This is a genomic window from Pseudomonas sp. YA1 (genome assembly GCF_058680555.1).
Genome location: NZ_JBZWBG010000012.1, coordinates 1 through 20,289, shown reverse-complemented (window position 1 = coordinate 20,289; position 20,289 = coordinate 1). Strand labels below are relative to the sequence as shown.

Annotated in this window: 19 protein-coding genes; 9 read left to right on the top strand and 10 right to left on the bottom strand. The window is 64.0% G+C overall.

What is annotated here, in order from left to right; genetic code table 11:
• Positions 1 to 120: 120 nt before the first annotated feature.
• Entirely contained in the window at positions 121 to 606 is a 486-nt protein-coding gene (locus AC4OR5_RS17930; protein ID WP_058160953.1) for a DUF2165 family protein, read from the top strand.
• Positions 607 to 897: 291 nt separating this feature from the next.
• Here AC4OR5_RS17930 and AC4OR5_RS17925 read toward each other — a convergent pair whose 3' ends face one another.
• The 6 genes from AC4OR5_RS17925 to AC4OR5_RS17900 all read right to left on the bottom strand — a co-directional run bounded on the left by AC4OR5_RS17925 (position 898) and on the right by AC4OR5_RS17900 (position 7,237).
• The gene (locus tag AC4OR5_RS17925) at positions 898 to 1,248 is read right to left on the bottom strand and encodes a CesT family type III secretion system chaperone (RefSeq protein ID WP_003092889.1); all 351 of its coding nucleotides are present in this window, start codon (positions 1,246 to 1,248) and stop codon (positions 898 to 900) included.
• Between the two features lie 187 nt (positions 1,249 to 1,435).
• The gene (gene rlmF / locus AC4OR5_RS17920) at positions 1,436 to 2,446 is read right to left on the bottom strand and encodes a 23S rRNA (adenine(1618)-N(6))-methyltransferase RlmF (RefSeq protein ID WP_003092887.1); all 1,011 of its coding nucleotides are present in this window, start codon (positions 2,444 to 2,446) and stop codon (positions 1,436 to 1,438) included.
• Between the two features lie 91 nt (positions 2,447 to 2,537).
• On the bottom strand, positions 2,538 to 4,370 hold the full coding sequence (locus tag AC4OR5_RS17915) for an SLC13 family permease (RefSeq protein ID WP_003092885.1): 1,833 nt from the start codon (positions 4,368 to 4,370) through the stop codon (positions 2,538 to 2,540).
• A 118-nt stretch (positions 4,371 to 4,488) separates the two neighbouring features.
• Entirely contained in the window at positions 4,489 to 5,283 is a 795-nt protein-coding gene (locus AC4OR5_RS17910) for an ABC transporter ATP-binding protein (RefSeq protein WP_003092883.1), read from the bottom strand.
• A gap of 2 nt (positions 5,284 to 5,285) precedes the next feature.
• Positions 5,286 to 6,176, bottom strand: a complete 891-nt coding sequence (locus AC4OR5_RS17905; RefSeq protein WP_003092881.1) for an ABC transporter permease — start codon at positions 6,174 to 6,176, stop codon at positions 5,286 to 5,288.
• Positions 6,177 to 6,259: 83 nt separating this feature from the next.
• Positions 6,260 to 7,237, bottom strand: coding sequence for an ABC transporter substrate-binding protein (locus AC4OR5_RS17900; RefSeq protein ID WP_003100588.1), 978 nt, complete (start codon positions 7,235 to 7,237; stop codon positions 6,260 to 6,262).
• Between the two features lie 617 nt (positions 7,238 to 7,854).
• Between AC4OR5_RS17900 and AC4OR5_RS17895 the strand changes: the two genes are divergently transcribed.
• From AC4OR5_RS17895 to AC4OR5_RS17880, 4 genes are all read left to right on the top strand, one after another.
• Positions 7,855 to 8,613, top strand: coding sequence for a putative adhesin (locus AC4OR5_RS17895; protein WP_128691878.1), 759 nt, complete (start codon positions 7,855 to 7,857; stop codon positions 8,611 to 8,613).
• Positions 8,614 to 8,620: 7 nt separating this feature from the next.
• Positions 8,621 to 9,064: a DUF7919 family protein gene (locus AC4OR5_RS17890; protein ID WP_153274350.1), complete on the top strand. Its 444-nt coding sequence runs from the start codon at positions 8,621 to 8,623 to the stop codon at positions 9,062 to 9,064.
• 200 nt (positions 9,065 to 9,264) lie between these two features.
• Positions 9,265 to 9,651: a hypothetical protein gene (locus AC4OR5_RS17885; protein ID WP_147482395.1), complete on the top strand. Its 387-nt coding sequence runs from the start codon at positions 9,265 to 9,267 to the stop codon at positions 9,649 to 9,651.
• A gap of 241 nt (positions 9,652 to 9,892) precedes the next feature.
• Positions 9,893 to 10,243, top strand: coding sequence for a hypothetical protein (locus AC4OR5_RS17880; RefSeq protein ID WP_079992453.1), 351 nt, complete (start codon positions 9,893 to 9,895; stop codon positions 10,241 to 10,243).
• Positions 10,244 to 10,289: 46 nt separating this feature from the next.
• On the opposite strand, the gene AC4OR5_RS17875 is transcribed toward AC4OR5_RS17880, so the two are convergent.
• The 4 genes from AC4OR5_RS17875 to AC4OR5_RS17860 all read right to left on the bottom strand — a co-directional run bounded on the left by AC4OR5_RS17875 (position 10,290) and on the right by AC4OR5_RS17860 (position 15,585).
• Positions 10,290 to 13,142 carry a valine--tRNA ligase gene (locus AC4OR5_RS17875; RefSeq protein WP_058160963.1) on the bottom strand — a complete coding sequence of 951 codons (2,853 nt, stop codon included), beginning with the start codon at positions 13,140 to 13,142 and terminating at the stop codon, positions 10,290 to 10,292.
• 150 nt (positions 13,143 to 13,292) lie between these two features.
• On the bottom strand, positions 13,293 to 13,661 hold the full coding sequence (locus AC4OR5_RS17870) for a hypothetical protein (protein WP_003112023.1): 369 nt from the start codon (positions 13,659 to 13,661) through the stop codon (positions 13,293 to 13,295).
• A gap of 11 nt (positions 13,662 to 13,672) precedes the next feature.
• Positions 13,673 to 14,101 carry a DNA polymerase III subunit chi gene (holC, locus tag AC4OR5_RS17865; protein ID WP_015502422.1) on the bottom strand — a complete coding sequence of 143 codons (429 nt, stop codon included), beginning with the start codon at positions 14,099 to 14,101 and terminating at the stop codon, positions 13,673 to 13,675.
• Positions 14,098 to 15,585 carry a leucyl aminopeptidase gene (locus AC4OR5_RS17860; protein WP_058160958.1) on the bottom strand — a complete coding sequence of 496 codons (1,488 nt, stop codon included), beginning with the start codon at positions 15,583 to 15,585 and terminating at the stop codon, positions 14,098 to 14,100. The genes holC and AC4OR5_RS17860 overlap by 4 nt, the downstream gene beginning before the upstream one ends.
• Before the next feature lie 336 nt (positions 15,586 to 15,921).
• Here AC4OR5_RS17860 and AC4OR5_RS17855 point away from each other — a divergent pair, with 336 nt between their 5' ends.
• The 4 genes from AC4OR5_RS17855 (at position 15,922) to lptG (ending at position 20,111) form a co-directional block, all read left to right on the top strand.
• Positions 15,922 to 16,734, top strand: a complete 813-nt coding sequence (locus AC4OR5_RS17855) for an AraC family transcriptional regulator (protein WP_016253042.1) — start codon at positions 15,922 to 15,924, stop codon at positions 16,732 to 16,734.
• A gap of 83 nt (positions 16,735 to 16,817) precedes the next feature.
• Positions 16,818 to 17,741 carry an alpha/beta hydrolase gene (locus AC4OR5_RS17850; protein ID WP_058160960.1) on the top strand — a complete coding sequence of 308 codons (924 nt, stop codon included), beginning with the start codon at positions 16,818 to 16,820 and terminating at the stop codon, positions 17,739 to 17,741.
• Positions 17,742 to 17,932: 191 nt separating this feature from the next.
• A complete protein-coding gene (lptF, locus tag AC4OR5_RS17845) occupies positions 17,933 to 19,051 on the top strand; it encodes an LPS export ABC transporter permease LptF (protein ID WP_003092864.1) in 1,119 nt (372 codons plus the stop codon).
• The gene (gene lptG / locus AC4OR5_RS17840) at positions 19,044 to 20,111 is read left to right on the top strand and encodes an LPS export ABC transporter permease LptG (protein WP_058160961.1); all 1,068 of its coding nucleotides are present in this window, start codon (positions 19,044 to 19,046) and stop codon (positions 20,109 to 20,111) included. The genes lptF and lptG overlap by 8 nt, the downstream gene beginning before the upstream one ends.
• Positions 20,112 to 20,289: the final 178 nt, after the last annotated feature.

Here is a 20,289-nt window from a genome sequence, read left to right as displayed (position 1 = left end):
TCAGGTCCTAGAGTGCCATCCGGCGTTCCCGCCGTTCCTCCCGATCAGCGCAGGCCCTGCGCTCGTTGGCGCCGGAAGGGCGTCGAGCGACGACCGCCCGTACTCTGCAAAGGACCCGGAATGGACACCCAGACTTCATTGATGATCTTCCAGCTCACCTGCTGCCTCGGCTTCACCCTGTGGCTGAGCCTCGCCCTGATCAACAACCTGCAGGCCTTCGCCAGCTCGGTGGGGGCGATCGGCGTGACCATGTCGATGGCTCCCCTGGCCCAGCCGCCCGCGATCGACATGCCCTTGCTGGCGCGGGCGGTGCGCTCGCCGCTCATGCACCGCCTGGCCTTGTCGATCATCGTCGCGCTGCAGGTCGCTGCCGTCGTCACGGCCTGGACCGGCTGTTACGAACTGCTGTTCGGCGCCGGCCTGGAGACGGCCCGGCCCTGGCTCAACCTGGCCCTGAGCGCGGCCCTCGGCTTCCTCTTCGGCATGCTGCTGGGCGGGCTCTGGTTCGGCTACTGGATCCGCCAGGAGGGATTGCAACTGACCCACCTGCTGCTGGTGGTCTGGGTGCTGGCGAACTTCTTCGTGCTCAACGTCCGCTGGAGCTGACGGGGACTGCCGGTACGAGGGAGCAGGGCGCGAGGACGGCGACGGTGGAGCGAGCCGGACGCCCGTCGATAGCGCGAAGTCGCATCTCGCTCCTGCCACCCGCTCCCTCGGCTCCCCTCTGTTCGCACGCGCTGCATGGGCTGACGCAGCTGGAACTGCCCCCAGGCAGTGGCAGCCGGCTGCCTCGAGGGCAGGTGCTCCGGCTGGCTCGGCATGGTCACTGGAGTTCAGCCCCGAGGTTCTTCGAGGAAAGCAGAACGTGCGGCATCGGCTCCTTTCGCACGACTGGGCTCAGCGCAGCTCTTCGGCGGCGGCGACCAGTTGTTCGAGTTGATGGTGGATCTGGGCCCTGTCCAGCAACTGCAAGGGCTGGCGGTTCCAGAGCAGCCGTTCGCCGCTTTCGGGGTCGCGGCCCAGGATCGGCTTGCAAGGGTCCTGGCTGAACAGGTTCTGCTCGCTGGCCGTAGCGTCTCCTTGTCCTTCCAGGCGGGTGAACATCAACAGGTGATCGGTCGGATGTTCTGCCAGATGGCAGAGATGCGGGCCCACCTGCAGGCTGAGTACGCTCTCCTCGTCATTGGGCGTCGGGAGATCGAGAGCGAGAAAAAGCTGGTGGATGGTGGCGCGGTAGAGTGGATTCATGGCGTGTTCCGAGTCACTGGAGGCAGCCATTAGAGCAGTGCCAGCCCGGAGAAACTGTTAATCGGGGTTCTCTTTTTTTAGGTTTTGCCGCTGCCGATTCCAGTGGAAAAACGGTGGCCGATCCTGATAGGCGATGGGGTGTCCGTTTTGGGGCTCGGCAGCGGAGCCGGGTGGCGAGGCGTGCTGGCTATTCGCCCAGTGGTTCCAGGAGGGCTGCTGTCCAGCGCTCCTTGCGCCAGGCCCGGCGCTGCTTCTTGTCGAGGTAGGTCCAGGCGACGAAGCGGCTCTGCTTCTGTCCCTGGGCCATGTCCACCACGCGGATATCGCTGGCGCCCAGCGTCTTCAGGCGCTCCTGGAGGTTCGGCAGGTTGCTCGCCTTGGATACCAGGGTGGTGAACCAGAACACCTGCGTGGCAAACGCCCGGCTTTCCTCGGCCATGCCGGCCAGGAAGGCTGCTTCGCCGCCCTCGCAGTACAGCTCGGCGCCCTGGCCGCCGAAGTTCAGTAGCGGCAGGGTACGGGTCGGGTCGAGCTTGCCGAGGTTCTTCCACTTGCGCCGGCTGCCGCGCGTGGCTTCGTCCAGCGAGGCGTGGAAGGGCGGGTTGCAGAGGGTCATGTCGAAGCGCTCATCGACGCCGATCAGGCCCTGGAATATCTGCCTGCGATCAGGCTGCCGGCGCAACTCGATGGCAGCGGCGAAGCGTGGGTTGGCGGCGAGGATCGCAGCGGCCGAGGCCAGCGATTGCGGGTCGATGTCGGCGCCGACGAAGCGCCAGCCGTATTCGTGGTGGCCGAGCAGCGGGTAGATGCAGTTGGCGCCGGTTCCGACGTCCAGCGCACGCAGGCCGGGACCGCGTGGAATCAGGCCATCGTGGCTGGCGCCGAGCAGGTCGGCCAGGTAGTGCAGGTAGTCGGCGCGACCGGGAATGGGCGGGCACAGGTAACCATCGGGTATATCCCACTCGCGTACGTCGTAGAACTGTTGCAGCAGCGCGCGGTTGAAGGCTTTCACCGCCGCCGGATCAGCGAAGTCGATGCTCTGCCTGCCGTACGGATTGAGGATGACGAAGCGCTCCAGTTCCGGGCTGCCGGCGATCAGGCGCGGAAAGTCGTAGCGTCCCAGGTGGCGATTGCGCGGGTGCAGCGGGCTGGCGCTCTTGCGCTCGGCGTCGGGATGCGGGCTGGTCGGGCGGGGCATGGTCTCGGTTTCCGTGACGGCGAGGCGGGCATTATTCACATCCGCCGGAGGCTGGCCAGTGTTTCTGCCGAGCGGCGCGCTCCTGGCCCGGTCACAATGGAAACAGCCACGGAATCACCAGCACGCAGACGAACATCACCAGCAGGGTAAATGGCACGCCGATCCGGACGAAGTCGCCGAAGCGGTATTGGCCAGGGCCCAGCACCAGGGTGTTCACCGGCGAGGAAATCGGCGTCATGAAGGCTGCCGAGGCCGCCACCGCCACCACCATGGCGAAGGGGTAGGGCGAGGCGCCGATCTGGTTGGCGGTGGCGATGGCGATCGGCGCCATCAGCACCGCGGTAGCGGTGTTGGAGATGAACAGGCCGATGGCCGCGGTGAGCAGGAACAGGCTGGCCAGCAGCACGCGCGGGCCGGCGTCGCCGAGGGCGTCGACCAGCAGCGAGACCACCAGGTCGATACCGCCGGTCTTCTGCAGGGCCAGGGCGAAGGGCAGCATGCCGACGATCAGGACCAGGCTTTGCCAATGGATGGCGCGGTAGGCGCCGTCCATGTCGATGCAACGGAACAGGCCCATCAACAGGCAGCCGACCAGTGCCGCGACCACGTTGGGCACCACCCCGCTGACCATCAGCGCCACCATCACGGCCAGGCTGAGCAGGGCGTGCGGCGCCTTGCTCAGGGCCGGCGCCACCTCGTCGATCTCCGCCGGCAGGCTGAGCACCAGGAAATCGCGGTTGCGTCCCTGCAACTGGCGGATCGCCTTCCAGGCGCCGATCACCAGCAGGGTATCGCCCAGGCGCAGCTTCTCTTCCAGCATGCCGTCGGTGAGCGCTTCGTGGTCGCGACGCAGGCCGACCACGTTGAGCCCGTACTGCGAACGGAAGCCCAGCTCCAGGACGCTCTTGCCGAGCAGGGTGGAGTCCGGCGGCAGAGTCACCTCGGCCATGCCGACCTCCCGCGACTGGTCGATGAAGTAGCTGGCGCGGAACGGCAGGCGCACCAGGTTCAGCTCGGCGCAGCGCCGGTCCATGTCCTCCGGAGGGGCGAAGACGTCCAGCAGCAACACGTCGCCCGCCTTCAGCTCGGTGCTGCCGCCGACCTTGACCACCTCGCTGTGGAACTTGCGCACCCGCTCCAGGCCGACCACGTTGGCGCCCAGGCGGGTGCGCAGTTGCAGTTCTTCCAGGGTGCTGCCGATCAACGGCGAGCCGAGCTGGACCTGCAGGCGCCGCTCGCGGCCGGCCAGGCGATAGTCGCGGATCAGGTCGCGCAGGGTCCGCCGTGCCTTCGGCGCGCCGACTTCCGCCGGGCTGGCGGCGTTCAGCCAGTTGCGCGTGAGCAGCATGTAGGCCACGCCGATGGCGAGCACCATCAGGCCTATCGGGGTGAAGGCGAAGAAGCCGAAGCCGGCATGACCCTCGCGCGCCAGCTCGCTGTTGACCACCATGTTCGGCGGTGTGGCGACCAGGGTCATCATGCCGCTGATCAGTCCGGCGAAGGCCAGCGGCATCATCAGCCGGCCCGGAGGGATCTTCAGCTTGGCGGCGATGCTCAGGACCACCGGGATGAAGATCGCCACCACCCCGGTGGAACTCATCACCGAGCCCAGCCCGGCCACCGCCAGCATCAGCAGTACCAGCAGGCGCGCTTCGCTGCTGCCGGCGCGGGCGATCAGCCAGTCCCCGACCTGGTAGGCCACCCCGGTACGCACCAGGCCTTCGCCGATCACGAACAGCGCGGCGATCAGTATCACGCTGGGATCGCTGAAGCCGGCCAGGGCTTCGTTGAGGGTAAGGGTTCCGCTGACGCTGAAGGCCATGATCACCAGTAGGGCGATCACGTCCAGGCGCAGGCGGTTGTGGATGAAGAGGGCGACGGTGGTGGCGAGCAGGCCGACCACCCAGAGCAGTTCGAGGTTCATGCGGGCATCTGAGCGGGAGGATGCCTGCGAGTGTGGCAGACGGACGCGGATCGCGCCTTGATCTGCTGCAGGTCGACGGCGCCTCCCCGCTTCGCCGCGGAGAGGCGCAGCGGCCCTGTCAGCCGAGGAGGAGGGCGTCGTCGGCGAGCTTCTCGCCGCGCACCTTCTCGAACATCGCCAGCAGGTCCGGTACGTCGAGGCCCTTGCGTTGCTCGCCGGAGACGTCCAGCACCACCTGGCCCTGGTGCAGCATCACCGTGCGCTCGCCCACGTCCAGCGCCTGGCGCATGCTGTGGGTGACCATCATGGTGGTGAGTTTCTTCTCGGCGACGATCCGTGCGGTGAGATGCAGGACGAAGTCGGCGGTGCGCGGGTCGAGCGCCGCGGTGTGTTCGTCGAGCAACAGGATGCGCGACGGCTGCAGCGCCGCCATCAGCAGGCTGACGGCCTGGCGCTGGCCGCCGGAGAGCAGGCCGATGCGGTCGCCGAGGCGGTTCTCCAGGCCGAGGCCGAGGGTCGCCAGGCTTTCCCGGAAACCGTCGCGCATCGATGCCTGCACCGCCCTGCCGAGACCGCGACCGGCACCGCGACGCTGCGCCAGGGCCATGTTCTCCTCGATGGTGAGGTCCTCGCAGGTACCCGCCATGGGGTCCTGGAACACTCGCGCGACGCGGTTGGCGCGGGCCCAGACCGGCTTGCGGGTGACGTCTTCGTCGTCGATCAGGATCTGTCCGCTGTCGATCGGCAGGTCGCCGGATACCGCGTTGAGGAAGGTCGACTTGCCGGCGCCGTTGGAGCCGATCACGGTGACGAACTGGCCGGCCGGGATGTCCAGCGACAGGCCGCGCAGGGCGCGGGTCTCGATGGGGGTGCCGGGGTTGAAGGTGATCTTCAGGTTCTTCGCGCTGAGCATGGTCAGGCTCCCTTCTTGCCGAGCAGGCGTTTCTTCATCATCGGAATCACCAGGGCGACGGTGACCAGCACCGCGGTGACCAGGTTCAGGTCCTGGGCCTGCAAGCCGATGAAATCGCTGTTCAGCGCCAGGGCGATGAAGAAGCGGTAGACGATGGCGCCGAGGATCACCGCGAGGGTCGCCAGGATCAGCCGGCGCGAGGGCAGGATGCTTTCGCCGACGATCACCGCGGCCAGGCCGATGACGATGGTGCCGATACCCATGGAGATATCGGCGCCGCCCTGGGTCTGCGCGAACAGCGCGCCGGCCAGCGCCACCAGCGCGTTGGAGATGGCCATGCCGAGCAGGATCATGCCGCCGGTGTTGACCCCCTGGGCACGGGCCATCCGCGGGTTGGAGCCGGTGGCGCGGATCGCCAGGCCTTTCTGGGTGGTGAAGAACCAGTCCAGCAGCAGCTTCGCGGCGATCACGATGAACACCAGCAGCAGCGGGCGGAACACGTAGTCGCTGAGCCATTCCGGCTGCAGCAGGGTGAACAATGTCGGCTCGGCGATCAGCGGTACGTTGGGCTTGCCCATGATGCGCAGGTTGATCGAGTAGAGCGCGATCATCATCAGGATGCTGGCGAGCAGGTCCATGATCTTCAGCTTGACGTTGAGCAGGCCGGTGGCCAGCCCGGCCAGTGCACCGGCGGCGGTGGCCGCCAGGGTCGCGCTGTACGGGTCCCAGCCAAGGGCGATGAGGGTCGCGCAGACCGCGCCGCCGAGCGGGAAGCTGCCGTCCACCGTGAGGTCGGGGAAGCGCAGCAGGCGGAAGGAGATGAACACGCCGAGTGCCACGAGGCTGAAGATCAGGCCGATCTCCAGGGCACCGAACAGGGAAAACAGAGACATGACTTCGTAACCGAGTGCGTGAAGGCAGGATTATCGTGCCGTCCGGCCACGGGCGGGACGCCCGCGGCCGGCGGCCGCTTTTTTTACTTGATGACTTCCGCGGCCGACTTGAGCAGTTCGTCGGACAGGGTCACGCCCTGCTTCTGCGCGGCCCCGGGATTGACGAACAGCTGCAGGTTGTCGCTGGTCTCCGGCTTGATCTCGCCCGGCTTCTCGCCCTTGAGGATGCGCACCACCATGCGGCCGGTCTGCTTGCCCATCTCCTTGTAGTTGATGCCGAGGGCGGCGATGGCGCCGCGCTTGACGCTGTCGGTGTCGGAGGCGATCAGCGGGATCTTCGCGTCGTTGCCGACCTTGACCAGCGCCTCGTAGGCGGACACCACGTTGTTGTCGGTGTTGGTGTAGATCGCGTCGACCTTGCCGACCAGGCTGCGCGCCGCCGAGCTGACGTCCACCGAACGCGGGGCCGAGGCTTCGACCAGGCTCAGGCCCATCTTCGGCAGCAGCTCCTTCAGCTCCTTGACCACCACCACGGAGTTGGCTTCGCCCGGGTTGTAGACCATGCCGATGCGCTTGGCGCCCGGCACCACTTTCTTGATCAGCTCGATCTGCTTGTCCAGCGCGAGCATGTCGGAAACCCCGGTGACGTTGGTGCCTGAGGCTTCCCAGCTCGGCGTCAGGTGCGCGCCGACCGGGTCGGTGACGGTGCTGAAGACGATCGGGATGCTCTTGGTCGCGGCCACCAGCGCCTGGGCCGATGGAGTGGCGATACCGACGATCACGTCGGGCTTGTCGCCGATGAACTTGCGGGCGATCTGCGCGGCGGTGCCGGTGTTGCCCTGGGCGCTCTGGTACTGCCACTTGAGGTTCTTGCCGTCTTCGTAGCCGGCCTCCTGGAGGGCCTCCTTGACCCCGTCGCGAGCGGCGTCCAGCGCCGGGTGCTCGACGATGGCGGTCACGGCCACCGACTTCTGCTCGTCGGCGTTGGCGCCGAAGGACAGGGCCATGCCAAGGGCCAGGGCACTGAGGGGCAACCATTTATTCTTATAGGCCTGCATCATGCGGCGATCTCCTGATTGTATTGGCGCGCTGTAGCGAATTGTTCTGATTGGGCGGTGCGGGTACAGCGTGGCCGAAACATCGCATTTTTCGCGCAAGTCGTCAGCAGGTTTGATGTTTTTTCTTGCGGCGGGATTACCGCTGGGGGGGCGGGCAAGGGGGAGGAGTGCCTGCCCTTTGCGAAAATTCGATGAGGCCCCGCGTGGCCTCCGAACAGAAGGTCATCGGTTTCGAGCCCAACCAAAGATATGTGGCCAATTGATGGCCTTGTGGTAAACGTCTCCCGAGTTGCAAGGACGCGTACCGCACCGCCTGCCTGGGAGCGGTGCTTTGCGCCCGGTCTGCGTGCCTGCCATGGGGGTGGGCTCTGGGGGATGCATGGTGGGGCGTTGGAGTGCGTGGATCGTCGCCGTGGCGATCTGTCTCATGGTCGGGGACGCGACCGCCGCTGGCTGGCGTTCGGCAAACTTCCGTGTCTATAGCGGCGCAGGCCTACAACCGTTACTCCTATGGCTGGAATAATCCGATCGCCAGTGTGGATCCGACGGGGTATGCGTTGGAGGAGATTTCTTCGTCCAAAAGTTGGTACTCGCCAGTTATTGATAATAGTTGGTTGTTCTTGAGCAACTTGTGGATGGGGAATGGTCCGGAAAGTGGCTTCGAATTTGGCCTGGGCATTTTAAAAGGAGGGCTATCCTTTCCTCAGTCTATGTCATGGGTCAATCCAGTTGCCGGAGGTGTTCAATATCTTTCGAATAACTGGGCTTCTCAAGCTATTTGGGGTGAAGGGTTTAGTGAGTTAATATCTTATAAAAATATCGATCAGCGTGCTGGCGGTGGCTTGTTTGATGTTGGCAGTGTCTTTCTTCCTGTCGGGCGCGCAAGAGTTTCTGTAGGTTTTGACTTTATGTTCGGGGCCGTCTCGGGAGCGGAGCGCGGGCTAGGAGGGCGTGGTGGCCATAAATATGCTGCTGGTATACTTTCTGGAGGTAGTGGGAAAGCGTTCGCAGGGCACGGTAAATATGTTTTCGGTAGCGGGGATTTTTGGGTGCTTGATGGGACGTACATAACTCTTCCAAGGCCTGGAATTAATATTCTGGATGAAACCGGTCGATTTATTGAATTGGGTGATTGGGCTGGTTTGGCGCAGGCTGCAAAAATTAATCCGAGACTTGCAGGTGATATTGAAGGCATGGCTACTTATTTGCCGCGTGCTGAGATTCCTAACTATACTCCAAGTGCTCCAGCTGCTAGAGGTCCAGCATTGCATATCTATGGAAACTCAACGACTGTTGAGTTCAGTACCCCCTTGGAAAAACTATTACAGCCTGGGATGGGATGCGTGCAGTGGGCTGCTTGTACAACATTTGCGAGGTAGGTGATTTATGTATTTTCCAGACATGTCTTTTTATTCGTATTTTCTTTTGAGGCCGTTAGGTAGTGTAAGAAACATAGGTTGGTTAGGAAGAGGGCAGCAGTACTCCAGGGGGCGGGTAAGTTCTGGATTACTTGATAAATTGAAGTTGATAATTATGTCGGAGGGGGCGGTTGATTTCCACGTTAATAGAGTAATGAGCGCACATGAGTGTGTAGTCGCTGGATGTCGGGATTTGTTCGTGGGAGATGTTGGTTTGGGTTTTTCTGAAATATGGATTCCTGGAGTTGAGAAAGGAGCATATTTTGCATCTCCTTCGTTGATACTTCATTATATTGAAGAGCATGATTATTGCCCTCCACAGATGTATTCGGAGGCGGTGATGGCTGTTGATTTGGAAGTTGGCTATAAAGCCCAGGAGGTATATGTGGGGCTTGTAGCTGGCCATTTTTAGATTTATAGAGTCTTGCGGTTATTAGGTCTGTTCCAACCTATTGATAAGATTTTTCTGAAAGTTTTTCAGGCTTTAGGGGCCAAGCTAGGGTTATTTGTCAATGAGGGGCTGGAAGGTTATGGGGAGGTCGGTCAGAAAAGCATAAGTTTTTTGGGTTCAGTCAGGAAGTATGACGTGAAGGTTGAGCACCAGAGAGGGATGTGATAGCTGATTTTGAATATTATATTAAAGGTGATATGGCGCTACGGTGTAATTCAGAAGGGTTGTGGTATTTGTCCGTGGGGGATCAGGTTTTTTTTCTCCAGGAGGAAGAGAGTTTTTGGAGGGTTCTGGTTTTATTGGAGAAACCTTACGAAGAGGTCAGGGAAAAGCTTAAGGGTGGATTTTGTTACTTAAATGTTGTTTTGGCGGGACTAGATAGTGAGTCTGACTACTGGATTGGTTTGGCACTTTCTTGGATAGAGCAAGGAGGCGCAGAAGCCAGTGATGTACTACTAGCACGCCTGAAGGGGGTGGTTGAGGGGCGGAGCGCCAATCAAAAAAACAGGCATAAAGCTTTTTCAGTATTGAGAAAAATAGGTGGGTAACTACTTGGGTATTGGTTTTTCTAAAAGCATAGTTGCTTTAGTTGGTTGATAGAGCGGGTTTTTAAGTTTTTGCAGTGAGTGTTGTTATTGTGTTTTTTTGTTGTGGCTGGTTTGAAACTTTTTGTTGGTGTTTTCTGTTTCTAGATTTAAGACGGTTTCTATGGCCAGAGTACTGATTTTTTTAGTGGGGTGGTGAAGAAATGCTTTGCATATCGTTGAAAAATGGCATTTAGAAGGTTATATGGGCAAGAGAGTGGTTGTATTGCTATGGCTGCTATTCACATCAATGTCAGCCCACGCCATCGATAAAAAAGTCAACAACGTCACCATCATGCGCGTGGGCTTCATGGTGGACGCGAATTCTCCGGGTGGAGGCTGGGGCTTCATCGTCAGCAAGCCGGGAGCGGCGGATTGCGGCTTTGGCCTGATGCGCCTGCCGCCGATGAATACCGATGCCGGCAAGGCCATGCTGTCGCTGATGCTGAGCGCCCAGGCCACACAGAACAAACTGCCGGAGATCGCCTATTCGGCCAGCGCCACGGTGAACGCGGTATGCCAGATCACTTCGGCGCAGATAGGCAGCGGCGCCTGAGGGGAGAAAGGTACGAGGCCGCAGCCCCGTACCTTGGCGAGAGTGCTTAGAGCTCGGCGATCTTCTGCCGTTGCTCGGCCAGCTTGGCCAGGGCCTGTTCGGCCTCGGCGAGCTTGGCGCGTTCCTTCTCGATCACGTCGGCCGGGGCCTTGGCGACGAAGCCTTCGTTGGACAGCTTGCCGCCGACGCGCTTGACCTCGCCTTCCAGGCGCTGGATCTCCTTGTCCAGGCGCCCCAGTTCGGCGCTCTTGTCGATCAGGCCGGCCATCGGCACCAATACTTCCATGTCGCCGACCAGGGCGGTGGCGGACATCGGCGCTTCCTCGCCGGCTTCCAGCACGCGGATGCTTTCCAGCTTGGCCAGTTTCATCAGCAGCGGCTCGTTGTCGGCCAGGCGGCGGTGGTCGCTGGGCGAGGCGTTCTTGAGGATGATGTCGATGCGCTTGGCCATGGAGATGTTCATCTCGCCGCGGATCTGCCGTACGCCGAGCATCAGCGCCTTGACCCACTCGATGTCGCCTTCGGCGGCGGCGTCGATCCTGCCTTCGTCGGCCACCGGCCAGGGTTGCAGCATCAGGGTCGGACCTTCCTTGCCGGCCTGGCCCTTGATGCGCTGCCAGATTTCCTCGGTGATGAACGGCATGAACGGGTGCGCCAGGCGCAGGGCCGTCTCCAGCACGCGGATCAGGGTGCGACGAGTGCCGCGCTGGCGCTCGATAGGGGCGTTCTCGTCCCACAGCACCGGCTTGACCAGCTCCAGGTACCAGGCGCAGTACTCGTCCCAGATGAACTCATAGAGGGCCTGGGCGGCCAGGTCGAAGCGGAAGGCGTCGAGCTGGCGGGTGACTTCCTGCTCGGTGCGCTGCAACTGGGAGATGATCCAGCGGTCGACGGAGGACAGCTCGACCGGCTCGCCGTTGACCCCGGTGTCCTGGCCATCGGTGTTCTCGATGACGAAGTTGGCGGCGTTCCAGATCTTGTTGCAGAAGTTGCGGAAGCCTTCGACGCGGCCCATGTCGAACTTGATGTCGCGGCCGGTGGAGGCCAGCGAGCAGAAGGTGAAGCGCAGGGCGTCGGTGCCGTAGCTGGCGATGCCTTCGGGGAATTCGGCGCGGGTCTGCTTGGCGATCTTCTCCGCCAGCTTCGGCTGCATCATGCCGCTGGTGCGCTTTTGCAGCAGGGTATCGAGGTCGATGCCGTCGACGATGTCCAGCGGGTCGAGCACGTTGCCCTTGGACTTGGACATCTTCTGGCCCTGGCCGTCGCGCACCAGGCCGTGAACATAGACGGTCTTGAACGGGATCTGCGGGGTGCCGTCGGGGTTCTTCACCAGGTGCATGGTGAGCATGATCATCCGCGCGACCCAGAAGAAGATGATGTCGAAGCCGGTGACCAGCACGTCGGTGGGGTGGAAGGTCTTGAGGAACTCGGTCTGCTGCGGCCAGCCGAGGGTGGAGAAGGTCCACAGGCCGGAGCTGAACCAGGTGTCGAGAACGTCTTCGTCCTGGCGCAACTCGACCTCGTTGCCGAGCTTGTGCTTGGTGCGCACCTCGACCTCGTCGCGGCCGACGTAGACGTTGCCGGCCTCGTCGTACCAGGCCGGGATGCGGTGGCCCCACCAGAGCTGGCGGCTGATGCACCAGTCCTGGATGTCGCGCATCCAGGAGAAGTACATGTTCTCGTACTGCTTGGGCACGAACTGGATACGGCCGTCTTCCACGGCGGCGATGGCGTCTTCGGCCAGCGGCTTGGTGCTGACGTACCACTGGTCGGTCAGCCAGGGCTCGATGACGGTGCCGGAGCGGTCGCCCTTCGGTACTTTCAGCGCGTGGTCGTCGACCTTCTCGAGCAAGCCCATGGCCTCGAACTCGGCGACGATGGCCTTGCGCGCGGCGAAGCGGTCCATGCCGGCGTAGCTCTGCGGCAGGCTGGGGTCGAGGTTCGGGTTGACGCTGCCGTCGAGGTGGAACACCTGGGCCTGGGCCAGCACCGCGGCGTTCTTGTCGAAGATGTTGATCAGCGGCAGGTCGTGGCGCTTGCCCACTTCGTAGTCGTTGAAGTCGTGGGCCGGGGTGATCTTCACGCAGCCGGTGCCGAATTCGCGGTCGACGTACTCGTCGGCGATGATCGGGATGTGCCGGCCGACGATCGGCAGTTCGGCGAACTGGCCGATCAGCTTGGCGTAGCGCTCGTCTTCCGGGTGCACCGCGACCGCGGCGTCGCCCAGCAGGGTTTCCGGACGGGTGGTGGCGACCACCAGGTAATCCAGGCCTTCGCTGGTCTTCGCGCCGTTCACCAGCGGGTAGCGCAGGTGCCAGAGGTGGCCCTTCTCGTCGTGGTTTTCCACTTCCAGGTCGGAAATCGCGGTGTGCAGCTTGGTGTCCCAGTTCACCAGGCGTTTGCCGCGGTAGATCAGGCCGTCTTCATGCAGGCGCACGAAGGCTTCCTTGACCGCTTCGGAGAGGCCGTCGTCCATGGTGAAGCGCTCGCGCGACCAGTCCACCGAGGAGCCCAGGCGACGAATCTGCCGGGTGATGTTGCCGCCGGACTGTTCCTTCCATTCCCAGACTTTCTCCAGGAACTTCTCCCGGCCGAGGTCGTGGCGGCTCACGCCCTGGGCGCCGAGCTGGCGCTCGACCACCATCTGGGTGGCGATGCCGGCGTGATCGGTGCCCGGCTGCCACAGGGTGTTGCGGCCCTGCATGCGGCGGTAGCGGATCAGCGCGTCCATGATCGCGTTGTTGAAGCCATGGCCCATGTGCAGGCTGCCGGTCACGTTCGGCGGCGGGATCATGATGGTGTAGGGCTGGCCTTCGCCGCTCGGAGCGAAGTAGTCGTTGGACTCCCAGGTCTCGTACCAGGAAGTCTCGATGGCGTGCGGCTGGTAAGTCTTGTCCATGCGAAAGGGGACCAAAGCTGAATATGGCTGGGGAAAATGCGAAGAAAGTCCGGGAGTATAGCGGGGATGGCAGCCCGGGGGTAAGGCCGCGGGCCGCGGGGGGGGGGGGGGGAGGGCCGCGGGCCGCGGCGGGCGCCCGCCGCGTCCGGATCAGCCGTTGCGTTGGCCGAGCAGGCGACCCAGGCGGGCTTGCAGGCGGCGGCGCAGTTCGGCTTCGATCTGCGGGGCGAAGTCGTCGATGACTTCCTGCAGGATCAGTTCGGCGGACGCTCGCAACTCGTCGTCCAGGCGCTCCTGTTCGGCGGGCGCCAGCCCTGCCGTGGTGGCTGCCGCGGCCTGCGGCTCTGGCGCGCGCGGGGCGGTACCGGGGGAGACGACGTCGGAGAGCAGGGGAATGTTGTCCGGCTCGAAGGATTCGGTCAGCAAGGGCGGCTCGTTCCGTTCGTAGAGCAGGTCGTGGATCGACTCCAGGTCATCGAGCAACTGCTCCGGGGGTTGTGTCGGTTTGTGGCTGTCCATGGTCGTGCACTTCAGATACGCGGCAGGCGATGGTCCTGTAGAGGATAGCCCTGCTCCCGGTAGAAGCGGAATTTATCCCGTGCCGCCTGGCGGATCGCCGGCTCCTCGACCACCAGTTCGGCCACCCGCGAAAAGTTCGCGACGAAGCCGGGGGCCTCGAGGGTCAGGTTGATCAGCAGGTCGCGATGGTTCCCCGGGGGCTCGCCCAGGCCCAGGGCGACGGGCGCCTCGGCGTCTTCCTCGGCCAGGCTGTGAGGAATGAAGGCCTCGCCGCGGAAGCTCCACAGGCGGCCGTCCAACTCGCTGCGCTGCGCCTCGTCGGCGCAATGCAGGTAGACCTGCATGCCCTGCCGCCAGGCCTTCTCGGCCAGGCGGCAGGCGACCTGCAGGCGCGCCGACGGATCGGCGCTGGGGATCACGTAGAAATCGACCCGGGTCACTTGGCCCGTTCCAGCAGGTACTGGGTCAACAACGGAACCGGGCGGCCGGTGGCGCCTTTGTCCTTGCCGCCGCTGATCCAGGCGGTGCCGGCGATGTCCAGGTGCGCCCAGTGGTATTTCTTGGCGAAGCGCGAGAGGAAGCAGCCGGCGGTGATGGTGCCGGCTTTCGGCCCGCCGATGTTGGCGATGTCGGCGAACGGGCTGTCCAGCTGTTCCTGGTATTCGTCGAACAGCGGCAATTGCCAGGCGCGGTCGTCGGCGAACTCGCCGGCCTTGAGCAGTTGCCTGACCAGCGCTTCGTTGTTGCCCATAAGGCCCGAGGTGTTGCTGCCCAGGGCGACGATGCAGGCGCCGGTGAGGGTGGCGATGTCGATCACCGACTGCGGCTTGAAGCGCTCGGCGTAGGTCAGTGCGTCGCACAGCACCAGGCGCCCTTCGGCGTCGGTGTTGAGGATCTCGACGGTCTGCCCGCTCATGGTGGTGACGATGTCCCCCGGACGGGTGGCTCCGCCGCTGGGCATGTTCTCGGCGCAGGCCAGCAGGCCGACCAGGTTGATCGGCAACTGCAGTTCGAGCACCGCGCGGAAGGTGCCGAAGACGCTGGCGGCGCCGCACATGTCGAACTTCATCTCGTCCATGCCCAGGCCCGGCTTGAGGCTGATGCCGCCGGTGTCGAAGGTGATGCCCTTGCCGACCAGCACGTGCGGGGCCTGGTCCTTCTTCGCGCCGTTGTATTGCAGGACGATCAGCCGCGGCGGCTGCTCGCTGCCCTGGGCGACGGCGAGGAACGAGCCCATGCCCAGCTCGCGCAGTTTCTTCTCGTCGAGGACCTCGACCTTCAGGCCCTTGAACTCCTTGGCCAGGCCCTTGGCCTGCTCGCCGAGGAACGTCGGATGGCAGACGTTCGGCGGCAGGTTGCCGAGATCGCGGGTCAGGGCCATGCCATTGGCGATGGCCTGAGCTTCCTTGCTGCCTTGCTCGACGGCGGCGCTGTCGGCCTTGTCGGCGAGCAGGGTCAGCTTCTTCAGTTTCAGCGGCTCGGCTTTCTGGCTCTTGTAGCGATCGAACACGTACAGGCCATCGGCCAGGGTTTCCACCAGCAGACGCGCCTTCGCGTGGGCATCGCGGCCTTTCACCGCGAGATCGCCGAGGGCCAGCGCGGCATCGGCGCCGGCCAGGCCCTTGAGGGTCGACAGCACGGCGGAGGCCAGCTTGCGGTACTGGCGGTCGCCCAGTTCGCGCTCCTTGCCGGCGCCGACCAGCAGCACGCGCTCGGCCTTGAGATTGGGCAGGCTCTGCAGGAGCAGGGTCTGGCCGACCTTGCCGGCCAGGTCGCCACGCTTGAGCACTGCGCTGATGGCGCCGCCGGTGGCGTCGTCGACCGCCTTGGCGCTGGCGCCGAGCTTGCGGCCTTCGCCTACGGCGAGCACCAGGGTGGCGGTTTTCAGGGTTTCCGGGCGTACGCTTTTAACAAGGAATTCCATGGAAGAGGTCCCCAATACAGACAGTCGGGATGGCGCAAGGGGCGGCATCCGTTAGCGGTAAGCGATTGTTCCGAGCACGATTCGTCCCGAGGACTGACGGTCGCCGCCGGGGCGGTGACGCAGGCAGCGACAGCTTAGTCGTTGCGGCGGGGGTCGTTCCATGCCGAGGATGGCAACCGAGGTTCTACAGCGCCGGAGCCGGGTTGGCGGTGCCTCCCGGCCGTTGCCGCACATGGTCGCACAACTGCGGCGTGTCTGGCACGACTGTGTACGCACGGGAATCCGCGGCCATGCCGCGTCCCTATAATGAACGTTTCGTTCCGCAGGAGTCGCACCGTGCCCGCCAGCAAACCTGTCGCGGATCCCGCCCGGAGTACCGACCCACGCGATTACCAGCGAGTCGGCCGGCCGCTCGGGGTCATGGCCAAGACCTTCCCGGCGGGTTTCGTGGTCGCCGAGCATCGGCACGAGCGGGCGCAGTTGATCCATGCCCTGTCGGGCGTGATCGAACTGCATGTCGGTCGCACGCTATGGCTGGTCCCGCCGCAGCGCGCGGTATGGATGCCGGCGGGGATGGCGCACGCGATGCTGGCGCGCGGCGAGGTCCGCTTGCACACCGTCTATGTCCGGCCGCAGTCCTGCCCGCCGGAATTCCCCCGGGTGCCGCGCGGAGTGATGGTCAGCCCATTGTTGCGCGAGTTGATCGTGCGCGCCGCCGGCCTGCCGTTGTTGTACGACGAGCGCGGCCGGGAGGGGCGGTTGATGGCGGTGCTGCTGGACGAACTGGAGTGGTCGCGGGAACAGCCCCTGGCCTTGCCAGACCCCGCGGACCGACGCCTGGGAAGAATCTGCCAAGCGCTGCTGGAGGACCCCGCCGACCCTCGCGGGCTGGAGGAGTGGGCGCGCTGCGTGGGGGCGTCCTCGCGGACCCTGGCACGGCTGTTTCTCTCCGAACTGGGAGTGACCTTCGTCCATTGGCGCCACCAGGTGCGCCTGGCCGCCGCCCTGCCACGCCTGGCGGCTGGCGAAGCGGTGGCGCGGATCGCCGTGGATCTCGGCTACCAGACTCCCAGCGCATTCAGTGCCATGTTCCGACGCCTGACCGGGAGCACGCCGAGCCGCTACTTTGCCTTGTCCGATTCGGCGTAGCCTTCGTCCGTTGGCGGACGGCGCCGACGCGGCAGGATTCCTATGCTGGGCCCGTTTCCAGACGACCGCCCCGGGAGGCAAGCATGCAACGACTGAACGTGGAATTCCGCTCCGAGGGTGTCGCCCTGCGCGGCTGGCTGTATTTGCCGGAGGCGCGTGCCGAGCGGCCGGCGATCGTCATGACGCACGGTTTTTCCGGGGTGAAGGAGCAGTACCTGGACCGTTACGCCGAGGTATTCGCCGCCGCCGGCTTCGTCGTGCTCCTCTACGATCATCCGAACTTCGGCGACAGCGACGGCGAGCCGCGCCAGGAAATCGATCCGGTGATGCAGCGTCGCGGCTATCGCGACGCGATCACCTGGTTGGGTGCCCAGGCACGGGTCGACGCGAGGCGTATCGGCATCTGGGGAACCAGCTACAGCGGCGGACATGTGCTGGAAGTGGCCGCACTGGATCGGCGGGTGAAATGCGTGGTGGCGCAGGTGCCGACCGTCAGCGGCCATGCCTCGGCGTTGCGCCGGACCCGCGCCGAGCAGTTGCCGGCATTGCTGGCAAGCTTCGACGCGGACCGCCAGCGGCGCTTCGAGGACTTGCCGCCGGCGCTGTTGCCGGCGGTCGCCGCAGACCCCGACGAGCCTTGCGCGATGGCCGGCGCGGACGCCCACCGGTTCTTCACCGACAGCGCGGCGCTGGCGCCGAGCTGGTGCAACCGGGTGACCCTGCGTAGCGCCGAGCTGGCGCGAGAGAACGAGCCGGGCATTCACATTGGGCGGATCAGCCCCACGCCGCTGCTGATGATCGTCGCCGACCGGGACCTGCTTACGCCCACGGACCTTTGCCTGGAGGCCTACCAGCGGGCATTGCCGCCCAAGCGGCTGCTGATGCTCGCCGGCGGCCATTTCACACCGTACATCGAGCATTTCGACGCCACCAGCCAGGCCGCAGCAGACTGGTTCGTCCGTCATCTCGGAGAGGGCGACGAGCAGTCAGCGACGGTCGTCGAATAAATCGGCAAGCGCTGAACGAGCGTTCGCCTCGACGGTCTATCGGGCTCTTGGTTCGGCCTGCGCAGTGACAGGCCCGCCGAATCGCAGGATAATGCCGGCTATTTTCTCCGCGCCATGCCGCCATGGCCGGAAACGCGTGATGACGGGGCCGACGGGCCCCGTCAGAGCCTGGCAACCCAGGAGTGTCCGGATTGATCGTTTTCCGTTATTTGTCCCGTGAAGTGCTGGTCACCATGAGCGCCGTCAGCGCCGTGCTGCTGGTGATCATCATGAGTGGCCGTTTCATCAAGTACCTGGCGCAAGCGGCGCAGGGGTTGCTCGACCCCGGTTCGCTGTTCCTGATCATGGCGTTCCGGATTCCCGGCTTCCTGCAGCTGATCCTGCCGCTTGGCCTGTTCCTCGGCATCCTCCTGGCCTACGGGCGGCTCTATCTGGAAAGCGAGATGACCGTGCTCTCGGCGACCGGCATGAGTCAGAAGCGCCTGCTCGGCTATACCATGGCCCCGGCGCTGCTGGTGGCGATCCTGGTGGCCTGGCTGAGCCTGTTCCTGGCGCCCCAGGGCATCAACCAGTTCGCCCTGCTGTTGAACAAGCAGGATACCCTGACCGAGTTCGACACCCTGGTCCCGGGCCGTTTCCAGGCAATGCGCGACGGTACCCGGGTGACCTATACCGAGGAACTGTCGAAGGATCGCGGCGAACTGGCCGGCATCTTCATCTCGCAGAAGGACCTCAACAGCAGCAACCAGGAACGCGGCATCTCCATCCTGGTGGCGGAGAAGGGCACCCAGAACATCCAGGCGGATGGCAGCCGTTACCTGATCCTGCACAATGGCTACCGCTACGACGGTAATCCCGGGCAGGCCAACTACCGGGCGATCCAGTACGACACCTATGGCGTGATGCTGCCCAAGCCCGAGGCCAGCAGCGAGGTGAGCGAGCGCGACGCGGTGCCCACCGCCGACCTGTTCGGCAGCGACAACCCACGCTACCAGGCCGAATTGCAGTGGCGCCTGTCGACCCCGCTGCTGGTGTTCGTGGTGACCCTGCTGGCGGTGCCGCTGTCGCGGGTCAACCCACGGCAGGGGCGGTTCCTCAAGCTGCTGCCGGCGATCCTCCTTTATATGGGCTACCTGGCTCTGCTGATCGCTGTCCGTGGCCAGTTGGACAAAGGCAAGATCCCCATGGCCATCGGCCTGTGGTGGGTCCACGGACTATTCCTGGCGATCGGTCTTCTTCTGTTCTATTGGGAACCCTTGCGCCTGAAGCTGGCGTCCTCCCGTGCCGGTCGCGAGGTGGCGCATGGTTAAGCTCGATCGTTACATCGGTGTCACCGTCTTCGTCGCGATCCTCGCGGTGCTCGGGGTGATCCTCGGCCTGGCGCTGCTGTTCGCCTTCATCGACGAACTCAACGACATCAGCGCCAGCTACGGCATCGGCGACGCCCTGCGCTTCATCTTCCTCACCGCGCCACGGCGCGCCTACGACATGCTGCCGATGGCGGCGCTGATCGGCTGCCTGGTCGGCCTCGGCACCCTGGCCAGCAACAGCGAACTGACCATCATGCGCGCGGCCGGGGTATCCCTGTCACGGATCGTCTGGGCGGTGATGAAACCGATGCTGGTGCTGATGCTGGCCGGCATCCTGGTTGGCGAGTACGTCGCGCCCTGGACCGAGAACATCGCCCAGAGCGGCCGCGCCCTGGCCCAGGGCGGCGGCGATTCGCAAAGCTCCAAGCGCGGTCTGTGGCATCGCCAGGGGCGCGAGTACATCCACATCAACGCGGTGCAGCCCAATGGCGTGCTGTACGGCGTGACGCGCTACCGCTTCGACGAGCAGCGTGGCCTGGAATCGGCCAGTTTCGCCAAGCGCGCGCGCTTCGAGACCGATCACTGGCAACTGGAAGAGGTCACCACCACCTTGCTGCATCCGAGGGAAAAGCGCTCCGAGGTGGTCAAGCTGCCGACCGAACGCTGGGATGCCCAGCTCAGCCCGCAACTGCTGAACACTGTGGTGATGGAGCCCGAGGCGCTGTCTATCAGCGGTCTCTGGCAGTACATCCACTATCTCGCCGACCAGGGCCTGAACAACAACCGCCACTGGCTGGCGTTCTGGACCAAGGTCCTGCAACCGCTGGTGACCGCCGCGCTGGTGCTGATGGCGATTTCCTTCATCTTCGGTCCGTTGCGCTCGGTGACCCTGGGCCAGCGGATCTTCACCGGCGTGCTGGTGGGCTTCGTCTTCCGCATCGCCCAGGACCTGCTCGGTCCCTCCAGCCTGGTGTTCGACTTCCCGCCGCTGCTGGCGGTGGTGATCCCCGCCTCGATCTGCGCACTGGCGGGTGTCTGGCTGCTACGCCGGGCGGGCTGACAGGCCCGGCAGGCCGAGTATGAAAAAAGGCCACCTTCGGGTGGCCTTTGTATTTCCTTTGTCCCGTCCTGAATAAGGTTTACACCTCCCATGCCGATTTTCCGGAGAGCTAGATGGAGCAAGGTGTAAAGCGCACACAGCGAGATTACTCACTGTCTTTTAAATTGGCCGTCGTTGA

Coding starts and splice junctions, on each gene's coding strand:
- AC4OR5_RS17930 (WP_058160953.1), top strand. CDS start 121: ATGGACACCCAGACTTCATTGATGATCTTCCAGCTCACCTGCTGCCTC.
- AC4OR5_RS17925 (WP_003092889.1), bottom strand. CDS start 1,248: ATGAATCCACTCTACCGCGCCACCATCCACCAGCTTTTTCTCGCTCTC.
- rlmF (WP_003092887.1), bottom strand. CDS start 2,446: ATGCCCCGCCCGACCAGCCCGCATCCCGACGCCGAGCGCAAGAGCGCC.
- AC4OR5_RS17915 (WP_003092885.1), bottom strand. CDS start 4,370: ATGAACCTCGAACTGCTCTGGGTGGTCGGCCTGCTCGCCACCACCGTC.
- AC4OR5_RS17910 (WP_003092883.1), bottom strand. CDS start 5,283: ATGCTCAGCGCGAAGAACCTGAAGATCACCTTCAACCCCGGCACCCCC.
- AC4OR5_RS17905 (WP_003092881.1), bottom strand. CDS start 6,176: ATGTCTCTGTTTTCCCTGTTCGGTGCCCTGGAGATCGGCCTGATCTTC.
- AC4OR5_RS17900 (WP_003100588.1), bottom strand. CDS start 7,237: ATGATGCAGGCCTATAAGAATAAATGGTTGCCCCTCAGTGCCCTGGCC.
- AC4OR5_RS17890 (WP_153274350.1), top strand. CDS start 8,621: ATGTATTTTCCAGACATGTCTTTTTATTCGTATTTTCTTTTGAGGCCG.
- AC4OR5_RS17880 (WP_079992453.1), top strand. CDS start 9,893: ATGGGCAAGAGAGTGGTTGTATTGCTATGGCTGCTATTCACATCAATG.
- AC4OR5_RS17875 (WP_058160963.1), bottom strand. CDS start 13,142: ATGGACAAGACTTACCAGCCGCACGCCATCGAGACTTCCTGGTACGAG.
- AC4OR5_RS17870 (WP_003112023.1), bottom strand. CDS start 13,661: ATGGACAGCCACAAACCGACACAACCCCCGGAGCAGTTGCTCGATGAC.
- AC4OR5_RS17860 (WP_058160958.1), bottom strand. CDS start 15,585: ATGGAATTCCTTGTTAAAAGCGTACGCCCGGAAACCCTGAAAACCGCC.
- AC4OR5_RS17850 (WP_058160960.1), top strand. CDS start 16,818: ATGCAACGACTGAACGTGGAATTCCGCTCCGAGGGTGTCGCCCTGCGC.
- lptG (WP_058160961.1), top strand. CDS start 19,044: ATGGTTAAGCTCGATCGTTACATCGGTGTCACCGTCTTCGTCGCGATC.